16 protein-coding genes are annotated in these 15,880 nt (G+C 46.8%); 10 read left to right on the top strand and 6 right to left on the bottom strand.

Annotated elements, in window-relative coordinates:
• The first annotated feature begins 29 nt into the window (after positions 1–29).
• Genes queD through BOQ04_RS01290 form a run of 3 tightly spaced genes read left to right on the top strand, consistent with a single transcriptional unit; the run spans position 30 to position 1,888 of the window.
• Entirely contained in the window at positions 30–488 is a 459-nt protein-coding gene (queD, locus tag BOQ04_RS01280) for a 6-carboxytetrahydropterin synthase QueD (protein ID WP_076023160.1), read from the top strand.
• Positions 489–491: 3 nt separating this feature from the next.
• Positions 492–947, top strand: coding sequence for a tRNA adenosine(34) deaminase TadA (gene tadA / locus BOQ04_RS01285; RefSeq protein WP_076022962.1), 456 nt, complete (start codon positions 492–494; stop codon positions 945–947).
• Positions 944–1,888: an LD-carboxypeptidase gene (locus BOQ04_RS01290; protein WP_076022963.1), complete on the top strand. Its 945-nt coding sequence runs from the start codon at positions 944–946 to the stop codon at positions 1,886–1,888. Before tadA ends, BOQ04_RS01290 begins: the two co-directional genes overlap by 4 nt.
• 12 nt (positions 1,889–1,900) lie before the next feature.
• Here the strand turns inward: BOQ04_RS01290 and BOQ04_RS01295 are convergent, their stop codons facing one another.
• The 5 genes from BOQ04_RS01295 to BOQ04_RS01315 are packed head-to-tail and all read right to left on the bottom strand — an operon-like array spanning position 1,901 to position 7,435.
• Positions 1,901–2,785: a 23S rRNA (adenine(2030)-N(6))-methyltransferase RlmJ gene (locus tag BOQ04_RS01295; protein ID WP_076022964.1), complete on the bottom strand. Its 885-nt coding sequence runs from the start codon at positions 2,783–2,785 to the stop codon at positions 1,901–1,903.
• Complete coding sequence (locus BOQ04_RS01300) at positions 2,778–3,566, bottom strand: phosphatase PAP2 family protein (RefSeq protein ID WP_076022965.1); 789 nt, start codon at positions 3,564–3,566, stop codon at positions 2,778–2,780. The genes BOQ04_RS01295 and BOQ04_RS01300 overlap by 8 nt, the downstream gene beginning before the upstream one ends.
• A gap of 5 nt (positions 3,567–3,571) precedes the next feature.
• Positions 3,572–4,831, bottom strand: a complete 1,260-nt coding sequence (locus BOQ04_RS01305) for a glycosyltransferase family 9 protein (protein WP_083657462.1) — start codon at positions 4,829–4,831, stop codon at positions 3,572–3,574.
• An 18-nt stretch (positions 4,832–4,849) separates the two neighbouring features.
• Complete coding sequence (locus tag BOQ04_RS01310) at positions 4,850–5,893, bottom strand: lysylphosphatidylglycerol synthase transmembrane domain-containing protein (RefSeq protein ID WP_076022966.1); 1,044 nt, start codon at positions 5,891–5,893, stop codon at positions 4,850–4,852.
• Between the two features lie 48 nt (positions 5,894–5,941).
• On the bottom strand, positions 5,942–7,435 hold the full coding sequence (locus tag BOQ04_RS01315; protein ID WP_076022967.1) for a glycosyltransferase family 39 protein: 1,494 nt from the start codon (positions 7,433–7,435) through the stop codon (positions 5,942–5,944).
• Between the two features lie 36 nt (positions 7,436–7,471).
• Between BOQ04_RS01315 and BOQ04_RS01320 the strand changes: the two genes are divergently transcribed.
• Positions 7,472–8,311 carry a DUF3047 domain-containing protein gene (locus BOQ04_RS01320; protein WP_233126596.1) on the top strand — a complete coding sequence of 280 codons (840 nt, stop codon included), beginning with the start codon at positions 7,472–7,474 and terminating at the stop codon, positions 8,309–8,311.
• A 9-nt stretch (positions 8,312–8,320) separates the two neighbouring features.
• On the opposite strand, the gene BOQ04_RS01325 is transcribed toward BOQ04_RS01320, so the two are convergent.
• Positions 8,321–10,594 (bottom strand): heavy metal translocating P-type ATPase, encoded by a 2,274-nt coding sequence (locus BOQ04_RS01325; protein ID WP_076022968.1) that lies wholly within the window; start codon positions 10,592–10,594, stop codon positions 8,321–8,323.
• A 70-nt stretch (positions 10,595–10,664) separates the two neighbouring features.
• Here BOQ04_RS01325 and BOQ04_RS01330 point away from each other — a divergent pair, with 70 nt between their 5' ends.
• The 6 genes from BOQ04_RS01330 to BOQ04_RS01355 all read left to right on the top strand — a co-directional run bounded on the left by BOQ04_RS01330 (position 10,665) and on the right by BOQ04_RS01355 (position 15,841).
• Entirely contained in the window at positions 10,665–10,859 is a 195-nt protein-coding gene (locus BOQ04_RS01330) for a heavy-metal-associated domain-containing protein (protein WP_076022969.1), read from the top strand.
• 95 nt (positions 10,860–10,954) lie between these two features.
• Positions 10,955–12,043, top strand: coding sequence for an iron-sulfur cluster carrier protein ApbC (apbC, locus tag BOQ04_RS01335; protein WP_076022970.1), 1,089 nt, complete (start codon positions 10,955–10,957; stop codon positions 12,041–12,043).
• Positions 12,044–12,049: 6 nt separating this feature from the next.
• Complete coding sequence (locus tag BOQ04_RS01340; RefSeq protein WP_076022971.1) at positions 12,050–12,589, top strand: DUF3305 domain-containing protein; 540 nt, start codon at positions 12,050–12,052, stop codon at positions 12,587–12,589.
• The gene (locus BOQ04_RS01345; RefSeq protein WP_076022972.1) at positions 12,589–13,107 is read left to right on the top strand and encodes a DUF3306 domain-containing protein; all 519 of its coding nucleotides are present in this window, start codon (positions 12,589–12,591) and stop codon (positions 13,105–13,107) included. The genes BOQ04_RS01340 and BOQ04_RS01345 overlap by 1 nt, the downstream gene beginning before the upstream one ends.
• Positions 13,107–15,197: a 4Fe-4S binding protein gene (locus BOQ04_RS01350; protein ID WP_076022973.1), complete on the top strand. Its 2,091-nt coding sequence runs from the start codon at positions 13,107–13,109 to the stop codon at positions 15,195–15,197. The genes BOQ04_RS01345 and BOQ04_RS01350 overlap by 1 nt, the downstream gene beginning before the upstream one ends.
• Positions 15,194–15,841 carry a TorD/DmsD family molecular chaperone gene (locus BOQ04_RS01355; RefSeq protein ID WP_076022974.1) on the top strand — a complete coding sequence of 216 codons (648 nt, stop codon included), beginning with the start codon at positions 15,194–15,196 and terminating at the stop codon, positions 15,839–15,841. Before BOQ04_RS01350 ends, BOQ04_RS01355 begins: the two co-directional genes overlap by 4 nt.
• Positions 15,842–15,880: the final 39 nt, after the last annotated feature.

The following is a 15,880-nucleotide window of genomic DNA, read 5'->3' on the forward strand; positions in this document are numbered from 1 at the left end:
CTGAATCCATTTTGATTGTTGATAAAACTATGAAGTCTTCCCCTATTTCAATTACACGTCGCCTCGAATTTGATTCTGGCCATCGCATACCAAATCATGATGGCCAATGCCGTCATTTGCATGGCCATCGCTATGCAATTGAAGTTACCTTAACGGGTGATGTGGCAAATCATCCGGGCAAAGCCGATGATGGGATGGTTCTCGATTTTGGCGATATTAAGCGCCTTACTAATCAATACTTGGTTGATTTATGGGATCACGCCTTTTTAGTGGCGCAAGAAGATCAGGGTTTGGTTAATTTTTTAGCCACTATGCCCAATCACAAGACAGTCATCATGGAGCATGTACCTACTGTTGAGAATCTTGCAGCAGCAGCATTTGCTATTTTGCAGCCTATATTTGAAAAAGCTTTCTCTGGATCTTTGCGCTTAACGAATATCCGTTTATTTGAAACTCCCAATTGCTGGGCTGATGTAAGTCACCCTTAAATCATGCAAGCGCAGCTTGACCGTCAATTTATGCAAGAGGCCCTAGAGCAGGCTAGATTGGCTGCACTTGCTGGAGAAGTGCCAGTGGGGGCGATTCTGGTGCGCGATGGACAAGTGATTGGAAGAGGCTTTAATCAGCCAATAGGAAATCATGATCCTAGCGCACATGCAGAAATGCTGGCCTTACGAACTGCCGCTCAAGGCGTTGCCAATTATCGTTTGCCGGGAGCAACCCTTTACGTTACCCTGGAGCCTTGCGTGATGTGTTCGGGTGCGATGCTCCATGCGAGAATTGATCGGGTTGTTTTTGGTGCCTCTGATCCTAAAACTGGCGCTGCAGGGAGCGTTTTAGATATTTTTGCAAGTAAGCAGATTAATCATCAGACGCAAGTCGAAGGTGGAATATTGGCTGAAGAATGTGGCCAGATATTGCGTGATTTTTTTAGGGGGCGACGTTGAAGTCTATTCATTTGATTGCCCCGTCTGGAGCTTGCTTGGATAGCCGTAGTCCTGCTAATGGGATTGACTGGCTAAAACGACAAGGATTTAGTATTTCAAATGAGGCTTGTGCGCAACGCATTCATCAGCGCTTTGCAGGCACTGATATCGAGCGTTTATCGGAACTGAACCAATTGAGTCAGCTAAGCCCCGACTCATTAGCAATGGCAACCCGCGGAGGATATGGGTTACAGCGCTTATTGCCAGGTATCAAATGGGATGCTATTACCAAAGCCATCCAAAATGGCGCGCAAGTGTGCGGACATAGCGATTTCACGGTATTTCATTTAGCTTTGTTAGCTAAAACAGGGGCGATCAGTTTGGCGGGCCCGATGCTGAACTTTGATTTTGGATGCCTTGATGAGCAGGGGGGCTTAATAGAGCCAAGTCCTTTTATGTGGCAGCATTTTCAAAATGCTATAGAAGATCGCAAGCTAGATATTGCTACCCAGCACCCACAGAATTTTCTTGGAGAAAGCCTACAAGGACTTACCTCGGGCATATTGTGGGGTGGTAATTTAACGGTACTTGCCGGTCTAGTTGGTACACCTTATTTTCCGAGTGACAAGCAAATAAGTGGCGGCATTTTATTTCTGGAGGATGTCAATGAGCATCCATATCGAATTGAGCGGATGCTGATGCAATTGCTTGACTCTGGAATTCTCTCTAGTCAGGCGGCGATTATGTTGGGTGGATTTTCAGCATACCGCTTGTATGAGAATGATCGTGGTTACAACTTGAATGCCGCCATTGAAATGATTCGGCAGCGTCTGCCCAAGGCTATTCCAATGATTACCGGGCTACCATTTGGTCATCAGGCAGACAAAATTACTTTGCCCGTGGGTGCTCGGGCTCAATTAAGTTATCAATCATCCGGGTTTGCTCTGACAGCAAGCTGGTAGCAGCCCCCCAGTTTATTTAGCCTCGAAGCTTTTCAGTAAAAAATTTGCGCCAGTATCTTGAGCTAGAGCCTTTGTTAGGATCGGTAACGCTTCTGCCAAGTCTTTCTCTAGCGTCCAAGGTGGATTAAAAATGAACATGCCGCTCGCCTGAAGTCGGCGCTCTCCAGGAGCGTTCTCCACTCTCAGTTCTGCTTGTAGCCATGATCGGTTGTGCGCTGCTGCAATTTTTTTCATCCTACCCGGTAAATCCGCTGCCTCTCTACGAGATAGCATGGGATACCAGATTGCATAACATCCCGTTGCAAATCGCTGCAGCGCTTCTTCCATCATGACTTCTAAATTTCGATAATCTTGTTTATCCTCATAAGAGGGATCAATTAAAACAAGCCCGCGTCTGCTGGGTGGTGGCATCAGACCCTTCAGTCGCGCAAAACCGTTTTCCGCATAAATATCAATTTGCTTTGATTGCTTTAACTCACCAATATTGTGGCGCAAGATATCAATTTCTTTTGGGTGTAGCTCGAAGAGTTTTAAGCGGTCCTGAGGTCTAAGTAAGCGTGCCAGAATAAAAGGGGATCCGGGATAGATGCGGGTGTGCTCGGTGGTATTTTCTGCATCAATGCAGGCCAGATAGTCGTTAATGCTTTGTGCAAGCTTATTCCCCTCGCTGCCACATTCATTTGCAAAGCGCTGTAGACGCATAATCCCGTTATCCGCCTCTTTGCTGACAGCAGCAAACCCATCTTCTAGGTTGTAGATGCCAGCGCCTGCATGGGTATCTACAATGGTTAGGGCGCCCGGCTTTTCTTGAAGATATTGAACCAGGTGAACGAGGGTGAGATGCTTCAAGATATCGGCATGACTACCGGCATGGAAGGCATGGCGATAACTAAACATGGTCGACTGACTTTGCGTTTTGCGCTTTTATAAAAAAGAAGAGGGTAATCGCAATGAAGGCAACACATACATACTGTAGTGGGGCATTCAACTTGATATCAATAGTTTGTGTGAGGAGTATGTAAGCGGCGATGAGGCCACTGCTTGCGATGAGTCGAGCCCAGATACTCTTGGGTATTAACCAAGACTCAGGTATAGCGCATGCTACTTTTGCACCCAGCATGCCACACCAAAGACCAATGCCCATGCCGGCTAGAACATCGGTCAACCAATGAGCACCAACAGCAATGCGCGATAAACCTATTAATAGAGCAAGCACAAAAAGAGTGGAGAGGTATTTACGATGTTGTGCATTGCATACAAAATAGATGGCACCCGCAATCGCAAATGCAGTCATTGTGTGACCTGATGGAAGTGAATTGTTAAAGAGGGGTTCACCTATCCTGTAAAAAGAGCCATCATTCAATACTCCCGCTGGTCTGGGAAGATCAAAAAAAGGCTTCAGTATTTGAGCGGCTACCCCTGAGATCAGGCCGCCAAAAATTCCTGCGCTTAATAAACGTGGCGCCAGCAAGAGTAGTGGCAGGGTCACTGCAAGGGCGCCCCAACCGTTGCCAAGAAAAGTGAGTCCCGCCCACAATCGATCAGGCAATAGCTGAGTAAAGTGATTAATGAATAGAAAGCTACTTACTTGCCAATCTGCTTGATAAATCAAAAAAGCCAATGCAAGTAGTAGGTATGGGAAAAACCAAGCAAATAGAGGGAATGGTTTTTCATGCATGGCGATTAACGTGCTTTAGCCTGGTCAACGCCCTGTAACTGGATTGCTACTTTCTCTAAGACTTGCTCAACGGTAATGGCTTGCATGCAAACATTGTCATGACAAGGTGTCTTGCGGTGGTTGGCTGCACTAACGCAAGGGGAGCAAGCCAGATTGGCAGTAATGGCGATTGAATTACCAACCGAGCCGTACAGCGCTGGTGTTTCAGGACCAAATAACACCACTGTTCTAAGAGGTGTTACAGCGGAGAAATGTCCAGGCCCAGAATCGTTAGTTACCATTACATCTGATAAGGTGTAAAGGGGAGGTAGCTCAGCAAAACTGACTTGCCCAGCAAAATTGATTGCTTGCTTCACATTGGCTACAGAGCGAACTTTTTCAACGTATACAAACTCTGCTGGAGAGCCGGTAATTAAAATCAGATCATTTGGATAGCGCTGATGAATTGCTTGGATTAATTCGGAAAAACGTTGTTGTGCCCAGCGACGTTGTGGAAGGAGATCGCTGGCATTAGGGTTAATTAGAATGATGCGGTCTTTTCCAAAGGCGTATGGAATATTCGCTTCCTTAGCTTTTTTCTCAATTCGCTCTTGCACTTTTCTTAATGAGATTGGGTCAATGACTGCTTGCTCCAAACGCACTTCTGAATCAGGAATGTGAATTTTGCTAAACGGTACCTCGATCTCTTTAGCAAAAGCAGCATGAATTAAGGATAAGAAATTCTTTGTGATGTGAATATGTGGGTTGTAGTGAACCTTGCGCGTCAACATAAAACCACGCCAGAGACCTTCCCCATGAAAAATGTGATATCCCACACGACGACGCGCACCACACAAGCCCGTTAAGAGGGCGGTAAAACGCGAAAAAAGCTCTAAGTCAATTGCAGTATCAATTTTGTGACGACGCGCTAAGATTAAAAAGCGTAAGGTGTCTTTAATTAAGCCGCCTAGGCTAGATGAATCAATCGTGAATATATTCTCAGGCTTAACAGTGTTGAGTAAAGTTAAGCTCGCACGATTGCTTTTAAATATCAGGAAAAATATTTCAGCGCCTCTGGCCTGTGCATTCCGCATGGCTGGATCAACCAAAATAGCACTACCCATTTCAGAGAGTTCTATGAAGAGCAGTTTTTTGGGTTGAGCAAGATCAGGGCTCACCAAGCTCTTGATGCGATCGACTAAAGCTACCAGTGGGCTTACTAGAGCGCATAGTGGCACACCGACCCAGTGATCGATGGCACGCATAGTGTTGACGCTAATACTCATAGTTTGTCTCTAAAAGAGTTATTTTCGTTTAAATAAAAAGTAGGCCCCTGGCAAAACAGAGATGACACTAATCGCGCCATAACTAATAGATGCTAATACGGTAAGCGAGGGGTTGACGCCCCAAAGCGCCAGAACAGAAGAAAGGGTTGCTTCACGAAGTCCCCAGCCTGAAATGCTAATGGGCAGCATGAGGAGGAGGCTTAACGCTGGCAGGCCAATCATGAGGCTTTGAATAGGGGCATTGACTCCATAGGCTTTTAAGCAGCAAAGGAGAGTCAAAATAGTGAGGAAGTGAATGCCGATACCGCATATGCCTTGAGCAATATTATTGGGCCATGAAAAAGCAAAGCGAATACCCAGAATCGCATTAGGCATTTGCAAGCGCTCTAATAATTTTTTAAGAAGGAGTTGGGTGCTACCCCACGCCAAGGCAAGGGCGGTGACGATTGCCGCAAAGACCATGATGGCAATGACTAGATAGCCTAAGCTCGGCCCCCAGGCCGCTAAAGTAGCGCCGCCGAATACCAGTCCAATGCCGCCTAAGAGATTGTTACCTGCCAAGCCAACCAGACGATCGACTAGAACCATGGCAAAACTCAGACGTAATTTTGGTGCCGAATGCTCTAGATTAATAGGGTGATGTAGTTCTGAATCTAATTCTTTGATATGGGTATAGCCACCGGCATGGCTGAGGTGGGTTGCTGCAATGGCGCGATAACTATCACCACCGAGCGTACTAGGTAGACCCTGATTGATCAGGCCGCCAGCAAAATACAGGCCAATATAGCTCAGCGGGCGTTTGGGGAAGCCTACGGATTGCATAAAAAGGGCCCAGCGGTAGCCACCAAACATAAATGCCAATGCCATGCATCCAAGGGCTGCCAAAAACCAGATCGGCTGCATCTGAATTTCAGAGCTCAAGAGGGATTGCCAATCGATTCCGCTAGTCGCTTTCCATAACAGCGCAATGGAAAGCAACACCCGAATGCTTGGCCATGCGCGCTTCAGAATGGACTTCCACCCTGCTGATGCTGTGGGGGTGGCTTGGGGTTGTGAACTCATAGGCGTAAGGATAATGCCTAGCGCTCCTAAGGTCTTGAATTTGGTGAATTACTGACCTTGCCAGTTGGAGCACAGACTGAAGTCAAACCGAGATAAAAATTGCCCAAATCGGACAATTTCAAGGGTATCTATGATTTTGCATTGCTCAAAGCCTGATTTAGTACCAATGGGGGCATTAAATGACATGCCAGACCAGTTAATGAGGAGGGTGCTAGCCCCTGGGCTTAATTGTCCAAACCAAATATCAAATTGATCTTGGCGTTGGTCTAGAACAAATACAGGCAGCGGTCTCGCATACCATGCTGCACGACTAGCCAAAGTCCAATTTTGGACGGCAATACTCTCAACGTGATTGGTTTGGGCTATTTGTGCCGCCTTTTCTCCTGCGATCTTCCAGCCATACAGATCAGCAATAGGATTGGATTTAACGGCGATCGAAGGGATGCCGCCAGCAAGAACAAAAGCAAAGCCAAGCAGGCAAAGCAGTACCTGTATTACTAGCAGAGCGCGAATGGCTCTCGAGAGGATCCGGTGGCGCATTGGCCATGCATTTGCAAGACCAATGCCTGCAAATGGTGCCAAACAAAACCAGGCTGGTGTTGTCCAGTGAGGCAGGCTGCCACCGCCAGAAAGGGCCGCAAAGATCATGAAGGGAATCAAAAAGAAGCCAAATAGGGCACCCAAAACCAGTTTTTTACTGTGGCAATATTGCTTGATAAAGAGCATGGCTCCCAAAGTGAGGGCGGGGCCAAAGCAGGCAATTTGGATGCCAATAAAAGCTGCGACCCTACGCCAGGCCCAAGCACTGCCACCGCCATGGGCTAATTGATATCTAAATGAGATCCAGTCATGTGTCGCATTCCAATAGAGCACCGGGCAGATGAGTAGTAATGCAATGCTTGCTGCTAGCCAAAATCCGCTGCTATTAATCCATGGCTTCTTTGGAGTGCTTAAAAAAACAAATAGTAGGGCTAGGGCTGTAAAAGCGGCGGTGTATTTGCTCAGACCTGCTAGTCCAAGCAAGATGCCAAGCAACGCCCATTCCGCTTGATTCAAGCGATCTTTGCGCAGCCAGCGCAAGGCCATCATCATCAGTCCCAGACTAATGGGGGTGAGGATGGTATCGGGTAATAAGCCAATTGCTAGGACATGTGGCAAAGGCGATGCAATGATGGTGAGTACTGCCATCAATCCACAGGTTTGAGGCAATGGGAGTGCTTGGGTCAAATAGTCGCTATTGCGCTGTTGTAATAAGTGGTGGATTTCCAAAGTGACTTGGTAAACCAGGTAGCTTGATAGAACCCAGAGCAACTCCGGAATGATACGGATCAGACCTTCAGATGAAGTGAGGTGAATGAGTGGCCACTGAATCCAGCCTACTAATGGAGGGTGGTCAAAATAGCTCCACGCCAAATGATAGGCATATAGAACGTAATGCGCTTCGTCTACCGAAAACTCAATGGAGAAGCCTAATGCGAAGTGCACCACTGCGGCAATGAAGACGCAAATCGCTGCCCAAGTAGAAGGTGAGTGGTGTCGCATCTTTGTCTTTAGGTAATAGGCTCAAGCTAGGCTGAAATGATTTTAGACTCACTTGTTGCTTACTTTGAGACAATTGTGCATATGTCTAGTAAATCTGGCTTCCTGCTCATCTTGACGCTCTGCTTATTGGCTGGCTGCGCGGGTTTTTCAAGAAACTCCATTCAGGATGAATCAGGCAAGACCCTGCAATTGGATCAAATACCGGCGCAAGAGGCGATTCCTAAGTTTTCAGCTGAAACAGCACGCGATGGTATTCCGCGGGGTTGGCAGTTTTATCGAATTGCACCATATAAGAACAATACGGTGTATCGCTTGGAAAATATTCAGGGGAAAACAGTCTTAAGCGCCAAGGCAAACACTTCGGCCTCTGGTTTAGCAGTCAATCTGCAACCACGTCCAGCAAAAAATCTATGGCTGAGCTGGAAGTGGATGGCGTTTAGCGCTATTCCCCAGGCAGATAATGCTGAGCAAGCACAAGACGACTCTCCGTTGCGAATTTTGGTGGCATTTGAAGGTGATAAATCAAAATTGTCTATGAAGGAAAAGTTAAATTTTGAGATGGCCAATCTCATTAGTGGGGAAGAGATGCCCTATGCCACGCTCATGTACATCTGGTCAGGCAAGACACCAGTCAATACAGTTTTAGATAATGCGCACACCTCGCGCGTCAAAATGATTGTGGTTGATTCTGGTTGGGACGATTTAAATGAGTGGCGTGCGCACGATCGCGATCTGGTTGCTGACTATCAAATGGCTTTTGGTGAAGTGCCCGGGAAGATTATTGGCGTAGCCATCCTTACTGATACGGATAACACTAAAACAAAAACAAGCGCCTTTTATGGTGATATCGAATTGATTAAGAAGTCACCAAAGTAGATGTTTTGCTTAATGTCGTGCCTGCCAACGGGTTAATAACAAGGCATTAGACAGTACGCAGAAGCTCGATAGTGCCATGGCGCTGCCAGCTAACATGGGTGATAGGTAGCCAAAAGCTGCAAGCGGAATGCCAGTAGCGTTAAAGATAAAGGCCCAAAATAAGTTTTGCCGAATCTTGTCCCATGTTTTTTTGGAGATATCGATCGCGTCTGCTACTAGACCGGGGTCGTCTCGCATTAAGGTAATTCCAGCAGCTTGCATTGCTACATCTGTACCGGTTGACATGGCCATGCCAACATCGGCAACAGCGAGTGCAGGTGCATCATTGATGCCATCACCCACCATGGCTACCCATTGTTTTTTCCCGGTTGACTCTGAGCTTTTGAGTTTCTCAATAATGAGTGCTTTATCACTGGGTAGGCTTTGGGCAAATACTTCGTCGATCCCAATGGAGTGGGCTACACGTTCTGCGGCGGACTTGTTATCTCCTGAAAGCATCACGGCACGAATACCCAACTCTTTTAAAGCTTGAATAGCTATTCCTGCATTGACCTTTAGTTCGTCACCAAAAGCAAAGGCGGCTATTGGGGTGGATGAAACTACATTGATCAAAATAGAAACGGTCTGACCCGCCTCAAAACAGGGTTGTACTTTTTTCATCACCATTGGAAGAGCAGGATTTTGCTTCAGTGACACAACGCCTTGTAAGCTCAACAACATTCCATTCCATGGTCCTAAACCTGGGCATCCTTCAATGCCAACGCCGGGTAATGCTTTGCTTTGTGAGGCTTTAATAGGAGTAAGTCCCTTTTCTGTGGCTGCCTCGATTAATGCTTTAGCTAGAGGGTGTTCACTACCGAGCTGGAGTCCTGCAGCTGTCATCAATGCAAAATCAGCATCTATGCTTGTCTCGAATGTAATCAGATCTAAGAGTCTAGGCTTACCAATTGTCAATGTGCCAGTTTTATCAAAAGCCACGATACTGAGGCGATGCGCTAACTCTAAAACCTGAGGGTCTTTAATCAGAATGCCAAATCGAGCAGCTACCCCAGTACCCGCCATAATGGCTGCAGGTGTGGCTAAGCCCAGAGCGCATGGGCAAGCAATGACCAAGACAGCAACCGATCGAAGAACAGCGATTGCTACCGAGTGGTAATAAAACCAATTACTCAGGCCCGTAATAAGCGCAATCACAATCACTGCGGGTACAAAAATGGCGCTCACATGATCTACTAATTTTTGAATAGGCGCTTTTTGTACTTGAGCATCTTCTACCAAGGAAATAATTTTTGATAGAACGCTTTCTATGCCAACTGCCTGAGCCTCTACGACTAAAACGCCTTCGCCATTTAATGCGCCACCAATTAGCTTTGCACCAAACTCTTTTTTGATGGGCTCACTTTCACCGGTGATAAGTGATTCGTCAACATGACTGCTTCCAGAAAGGATGACGCCATCAACAGGGATGCGCTCACCGGGTAATACCAAGACACGATCTCCTGGCAGCACCTGGTCAAGCGGGAGGTCCTGATAGTGGTCGCTTGTAGCTGCTTGATGATCGAGATTGAAGTTGGTATTGAGTACCTTGGCGTGCTCTGGCCATAGTTTTTGTAATGCACGGATTGCTTCGCTCGTTTGTTTTTTGGCGCGCGCTTCCAGCCATTTGCCAAGTAAGACCATGCAAATGATGACGGCTGAGCCTTCAAAATAAAGCTCATGATGTTGATGGGGAAAGGCCAGGATTTGATACACACTCAGGCCATAAGCAGCGCTGGTGCCTAATGCCACCAATAAATCCATATTGCCCACGCCGGCCCTGAGTGATTTAAAGCCTGCAAGATAGAAGCGCCAGCCTAGAATCAATTGTACTGGTGTGGCTAGGGCTAATTGCCAGTTGGGCGATAAAGACCAATCAATACCAAATGGCATGAGCAGCATTGGCAGAAACAGGGGCGCAGAGAGAGTAAAGCTGAGTAATACTCGGCCTAGACCATCCGCTTTCCAGAATGATTGCACTTGCTTGCTTGCCGGCGTTCCTTGCGGCGCACTGATTTTGGCTTCGTAACCAGTTTTTTGAACTACTTCAATCACGTCCGCAAGGCTTGGTCCCGAACCGGATTTAATGCGTATGCGGGCCTGTTCAGTCGCTAGGTTGACGGTTGCTGCCTGCACTCCAGGAATCTTGCTTAAAGCCTTTTCTACGCGCCCCACGCATGAGGCACAAGTCATTCCCCCAATATCCAGGGAATAAAACTCGGAATTTGTCTGTTTTGGGCTATTCATATCGACGATAATCTACTTTAAGCCCTAAAAAGGCTAGATAGTGCGATTTCAATAGAGGATAGGAAAGTTAATGTTAACTCTGACAGTTTCTGGGATGACCTGCGGCGGCTGTATTAAGGCCATTACCCGCGCTTTACAGGTGCAAGATCCTGCTGCAACTGTAAAGGCAGATTTGGCAAGCCAAACTGTCGAGGTTCAGTCCAGTCTGAGTCCAGAGTTAACCCGCCAAATTATTGGTGATGCTGGTTTTCCGGTAATTGATTAAATTTTTTGTATTTGGCAGGGAATTTATTCGCTTTGAGCAAATATTTCTTTATGGGGTTAATCTACGCCCCATTCATTCAATTGTAGGAGAGCGTTGTGGCGGTTACTGAAGAGCTTGTAAAGAATGTATTGAAGGATCTGATTGATCCCAATACGAAGATTGATTTTGTCACAGCCAAAACAATCAAAAACCTCAAAATTGAGAACGGCGATATTAGTTTGGATATCGTTTTAGCTTATCCAGCCAAAAGTCAATTTGATTCGATTCGTAAGTCGGTGATTAATACCTTACGCAGTATTGAAGGTGTTACCAATGTCAGCGTGAATGTTTCTAGCAACATCGTCTCTCATGCGGTTCAGCGCGGCGTTAAATTGCTACCAGGCGTTAAAAATATTATTGCAATTGCCAGTGGTAAGGGCGGCGTTGGAAAATCCACCACTGCAGTCAACCTGGCGTTGGCACTAGCTGCTGAAGGGGCTCAGGTTGGCATCTTGGATGCTGATATCTATGGCCCTAGTCAGCCGATGATGCTTGGCATTACCGGCAGACCAGAATCGGTTGAGGAAAATACGATTGAGCCAATGGAAGGTCATGGTCTTCAAGCAAGCTCGATTGGATTTTTGATTGAAGAGGATAGCCCGATGGTGTGGCGCGGACCGATGGTCACCTCTGCGTTGGAGCAACTTCTTCGTCAAACCCGCTGGCGTGATTTGGATTACCTCATCGTCGATATGCCACCTGGTACAGGTGATATCGCTCTGACTTTATCGCAGAAGGTGCCCGTTACTGGCGCAGTGATTGTCACTACTCCGCAAGACATCGCCCTATTAGATGCGCGCAAGGGCCTTAAGATGTTTGAGAAAGTGGGTGTGCCCATCATTGGCATTATTGAAAACATGAGTACCTACGTATGCCCGAATTGTGGCCATGAAGAACATGTCTTTGGTTCTGGCGGTGGTGAAAAAATGGGCAAAGACTTTGACGCACCGTTTTTAGGTGCGCTACCCCTCAATCTTTCTATTCGGGAGCAGGCCGATGCAGGTAGGCCAACCGTGGTGGCCGATCCAGATGGTGCGATTAGTGCAATCTATAAGGGTATCGCAAGGCAAGTCGCCATCCGGGTTGCAAGCTTGTCTAAAGATATGAGCAGCAAATTCCCAAATATCGTGATTCAAAATACCTAAGCAAATATGCGTTTTGCAGTCTTCATGCGCAAGCAGAACATCGACAATCCTTGGGTATCCTACAAATGGATTCCTCAGGAAGTTCTGCCAGACCATGGGCAATTTTCTGTGCTTGAAGCGGGCTCAAAAGCGATTGTTGGTGAGTATCTGGGTAGGGATACTGATGGTGAAAATTGGATTTTCACTGGCTATGAGCTCAATCTTTTTCCAGATGAAGCCGAGGGCTACTACTTAAACATCGCTGCCGATAATCCATGCTGGTTCGTGATGTGGCGCCTTGAAGAGGACTTTGTTCAATACATTGACAGCCAATCGCTTGCCATGGCGAAAGACTCGGAAACGATTGCAGTGCCACATCGGATTTGTCTGAGCTATAACGAGGCGGCTCGCTTAATGGATGGCGGTGAGTCAGTCGATGCGGTGCCCTTAAGTATTGAGTGCGCTTCATGGCTGCAAGATTATGTAAATACCCATTACAAACCTGAACCGAAAAAACGCCATCGACCCGCCTCTTTCAAGGGTGCCGAGCGTCCAGCGGAGGAATAATGTCAGAGGGATTTCTGAAGCGCTGGTCGCGTCGCAAGACTGAAATAGAAAGCTCAGAGGTAAAGCCGCTGGAAGATTCTGCGCAGCAATCTGATATCGCTAAGCCGTCTCAGAATGTGAATGAGTCAGCATATGGTGATCAAAAACCGCCAGTAACAATGGACGATGTCGAAAAGATCGATGCATTTGCCCCAGATTTTTCTGCTTTTATGAAGCCTGGAGTTGATCCTGCGATACAGCAGGCTGCCTTGAAGAAGATGTTTACAGACCCTCATTTCAATGTGATGGATCGCTTAGATATTTACATTGATGACTACTCCCAGCCCGATCCATTGCCTACTGAGACGCTCAAAAGAATGGTGCAGTCCGATATGCTTGAGCTGTTTCGTAAGGATGAAGTGAGTCAACCAGCAGAAATTGAAGAATCTATTCATGCAAAGCAAGCCTTACTATCAGATAGTGAGGGCGATAGCTCTATTGCTGATAGCACTATTAAGACAATCCACAAAGAAGAGTAATGAGTCAGAAATTAATTTGTAACTGCAACGAGACAATGCCTTTGGACTCGAAGGCCTTGGGCTTGCCTATACACACCTCCTTATGCAGACAAGAGGTGGGCTCCTTCTTAAAGGCTCTTGATGGTGATGATGCTGTGCTGGTTGCTTGCACGCAAGAGGGTGCATTGTTTGGTGAGCTAGCTGAGCAGTCTGGTAAACCATTGGTGGCGCCATTGCGCTTTGTCAATATTCGCGAATATGCTGGCTGGACTCAAGAGGCAAAACAATCGGGCCCTAAGATTACGGCATTGCTTGCTTTGGCAGATATGCCTCAAGCGGAACCAGTTCCTGTAGTCTCTTACGAAAGCGGCGGGAGCTTATTGATCATTGGCGCAGCAGAGCAGGCCTTACCTTGGGCCGACAAACTCAATACTGCCTTGGATGTTTCTGTCTTATGTACGAAGGCTGGTGATCTGCCCTTGTCACGTACTTTTCCAATTTACAGCGGCGAAGTATCTAAATTAGAGGGATTCTTGGGGTCTTTTTCAGTAGATTGGAATTTACAAAATCCCATTGACCCTGAGATGTGTACACGTTGCGGTGCTTGTGTTGAGGTTTGTCCAGAGCAAGCAATTAATGCCTCTTTTCAGATTGATCTAGATAAGTGCAAATCACATCGTGCTTGCGTAACAGCGTGTGCGGGTATTGGTGCTATTGCATTTGATCGTATAGATACTAAGCGCAGCGGTGAATTTGATCTGATTTTGGATCTTCGCTCTGATCCAAAGATGCCCATGAGCCAAACCCCCCAAGGTTACTTTGCCCCTGGCCCAGATCCATTTGATCAGGCTCTGGCTGCCAATGAATTGCTCGGCATGGTTGGAGAATTTGAGAAGCCTAAATATTTCGTCTACAACGAAAAGATTTGCGCTCATGGTAGAAACGGACAGGTTGGGTGTAGTGCCTGTATTGATGTTTGTTCAACTGGCGCAATTCGTTCTATTTTCAAAAGTGGCCAAGGCCATGTTGAGGTGAATCCTAATTTATGTATGGGTTGCGGTGCTTGTTCAACAGTTTGCCCATCCGGTGCCATGCGCTACAACTACCCGAGCGTTGCCCATCAAGGTAAAGAAATAAAAGCGCTCGCTACTGTATTTATCACTGAGACTACCAAACAAAATCGCACGGTAGCGCCTACTTTATTGCTCCATACCCTAGAGGCTGGCGCTCAATTACTCGATGGCTTAGGGCGCGCCGCCCATATTCAGTCAAAGCAATTTGAAGGCTTACCTTCCTATGTATTGCCATATGGTATTGAGCATATTGCGTCGACTGGAATGGAGTTCTGGTTGGGCGCCTTAAGTTATGGCTTTGGCGAAGTTGTATTGCTTCTGAGTGGTGAAGAGGATCCTGCATATCGTGCCGCACTTGAAATACAGGTGGATGTTGCCAATACGGTTCTGCAGGCCTATGGATTCACTCCTCGTATTCAGATGGCATGCGTCAGTTCATCAAAGGACTTAAGTGCAGTCTCAGTGGTGATGGGGCAATTGCGTCAACGCGGCCCATTGCCTTCCTTGGGGGCTCCAGCCAGTTTTGGTTTGAGTATCCAAAAGCGAGAGACTTTAGAGGTCATCCTGGAGTATTTGCAAAAACATGCCAAGACACCTCTGCCAGATCAGGGCAGCGCTCTACCAAAAGCATCCCCCTTGGGTGGCCTACAAATGAATTCCGAGGCATGCACTTTATGCATGTCTTGTGTGGGCAGCTGTCCAGAGGGCGCTTTATTGGACAACCCGGATGAACCTAAGCTCTCTTTTATTGAGAAGAATTGCGTACAGTGCGGTATTTGCGTGAAGACTTGCCCAGAAGAGGCTTTGTCCTTGCTTCCCCGTTTAGTGAATGTTGAGCAACGTAAGCAACGCATGGTTTTGAATGAAACCCAGGCATTTCACTGCATTAGCTGTGGCAAACCGATGGGCACTCTGAAAATGGTCAATTTGATGTTATCAAAGCTATCAACCCATGGAGCCTTTTCTGGCTCCGCCCTGGATAGACTCAAAATGTGTGGTGACTGTCGTGTAGTTGATATGGTGAAAAAAGAGCTATGAAAGAGTTAAGGAAAGAAGAAAATGCGATTGAGGTAGGTGAGATTGGCTTGCCCGAGGATCTTGCCCGTGCTGATCTCTATGGCTTGATTGCACGCTTCTTTTACCAACCGCCAGATCAGGAGTTGCTAGATCAAATTGCTGCTTCAGCTGCAGATGAGGCTTCTCAGTCCTCTGAGGGGAATGCCCCTCTTGCACAGGTATGGTTGAGTGTCGTTGAGGTGGCTAAAAATAATTCAGCAAAAGCTTGGCATGATGAGTTTGATTTGAATTTCATCAGCGTTGGTCGGCCCAATGTGATTTTGAATGGATCTTTTTATATGGCTGGTCATTTAAATGAAAAGCCTCTCATCGAAATTAGGCGAGCATTAGACGCTTTTGGGCTTGAATCTGCCCAGGAAATTACCGAGACTGAAGATCATATTTCTTCCCTTTGCGAAGTCATGCGTTATTTGATTGCTGGAGACGACGTCGAGGTTTCTAACCTGACCAATCAGCAAATATTCTTCAATGCCCATATACGGCCTTGGTACGAGCAATTATGTGAAGCTATTGAGGAAATTCCGGAAATGCATCTGTATCACCCAGTTGCTGCGCTCACCCGAGAATTTTTGGATATCGAGGGCCACAGTTTCGATATGTTGTAATGTTGCAGTGCACTAATAAATGCCCCGGATTTTGCTCAA

The sequence above is a fragment of the Polynucleobacter sphagniphilus genome, from assembly GCF_001953355.1.
Taxonomy (GTDB): Bacteria; Pseudomonadota; Gammaproteobacteria; order Burkholderiales; family Burkholderiaceae; genus Polynucleobacter; species Polynucleobacter sphagniphilus.

Bases quoted from the DNA above. Each gene is read 5' to 3' on its own strand.
- queD (WP_076023160.1), top strand. From the start codon at position 30: ATGAAGTCTTCCCCTATTTCAATTACACGTCGCCTCGAATTTGATTCT.
- tadA (WP_076022962.1), top strand. From the start codon at position 492: ATGCAAGCGCAGCTTGACCGTCAATTTATGCAAGAGGCCCTAGAGCAG.
- BOQ04_RS01295 (WP_076022964.1), bottom strand. From the start codon at position 2,785: ATGTTTAGTTATCGCCATGCCTTCCATGCCGGTAGTCATGCCGATATC.
- BOQ04_RS01300 (WP_076022965.1), bottom strand. From the start codon at position 3,566: ATGCATGAAAAACCATTCCCTCTATTTGCTTGGTTTTTCCCATACCTA.
- BOQ04_RS01305 (WP_083657462.1), bottom strand. From the start codon at position 4,831: ATGAGTATTAGCGTCAACACTATGCGTGCCATCGATCACTGGGTCGGT.
- BOQ04_RS01310 (WP_076022966.1), bottom strand. From the start codon at position 5,893: ATGAGTTCACAACCCCAAGCCACCCCCACAGCATCAGCAGGGTGGAAG.
- BOQ04_RS01315 (WP_076022967.1), bottom strand. From the start codon at position 7,435: ATGCGACACCACTCACCTTCTACTTGGGCAGCGATTTGCGTCTTCATT.
- BOQ04_RS01320 (WP_233126596.1), top strand. From the start codon at position 7,472: ATGATTTTAGACTCACTTGTTGCTTACTTTGAGACAATTGTGCATATG.
- BOQ04_RS01325 (WP_076022968.1), bottom strand. From the start codon at position 10,594: ATGAATAGCCCAAAACAGACAAATTCCGAGTTTTATTCCCTGGATATT.
- BOQ04_RS01330 (WP_076022969.1), top strand. From the start codon at position 10,665: ATGTTAACTCTGACAGTTTCTGGGATGACCTGCGGCGGCTGTATTAAG.
- BOQ04_RS01340 (WP_076022971.1), top strand. From the start codon at position 12,050: ATGCGTTTTGCAGTCTTCATGCGCAAGCAGAACATCGACAATCCTTGG.
- BOQ04_RS01345 (WP_076022972.1), top strand. From the start codon at position 12,589: ATGTCAGAGGGATTTCTGAAGCGCTGGTCGCGTCGCAAGACTGAAATA.
- BOQ04_RS01350 (WP_076022973.1), top strand. From the start codon at position 13,107: ATGAGTCAGAAATTAATTTGTAACTGCAACGAGACAATGCCTTTGGAC.
- BOQ04_RS01355 (WP_076022974.1), top strand. From the start codon at position 15,194: ATGAAAGAGTTAAGGAAAGAAGAAAATGCGATTGAGGTAGGTGAGATT.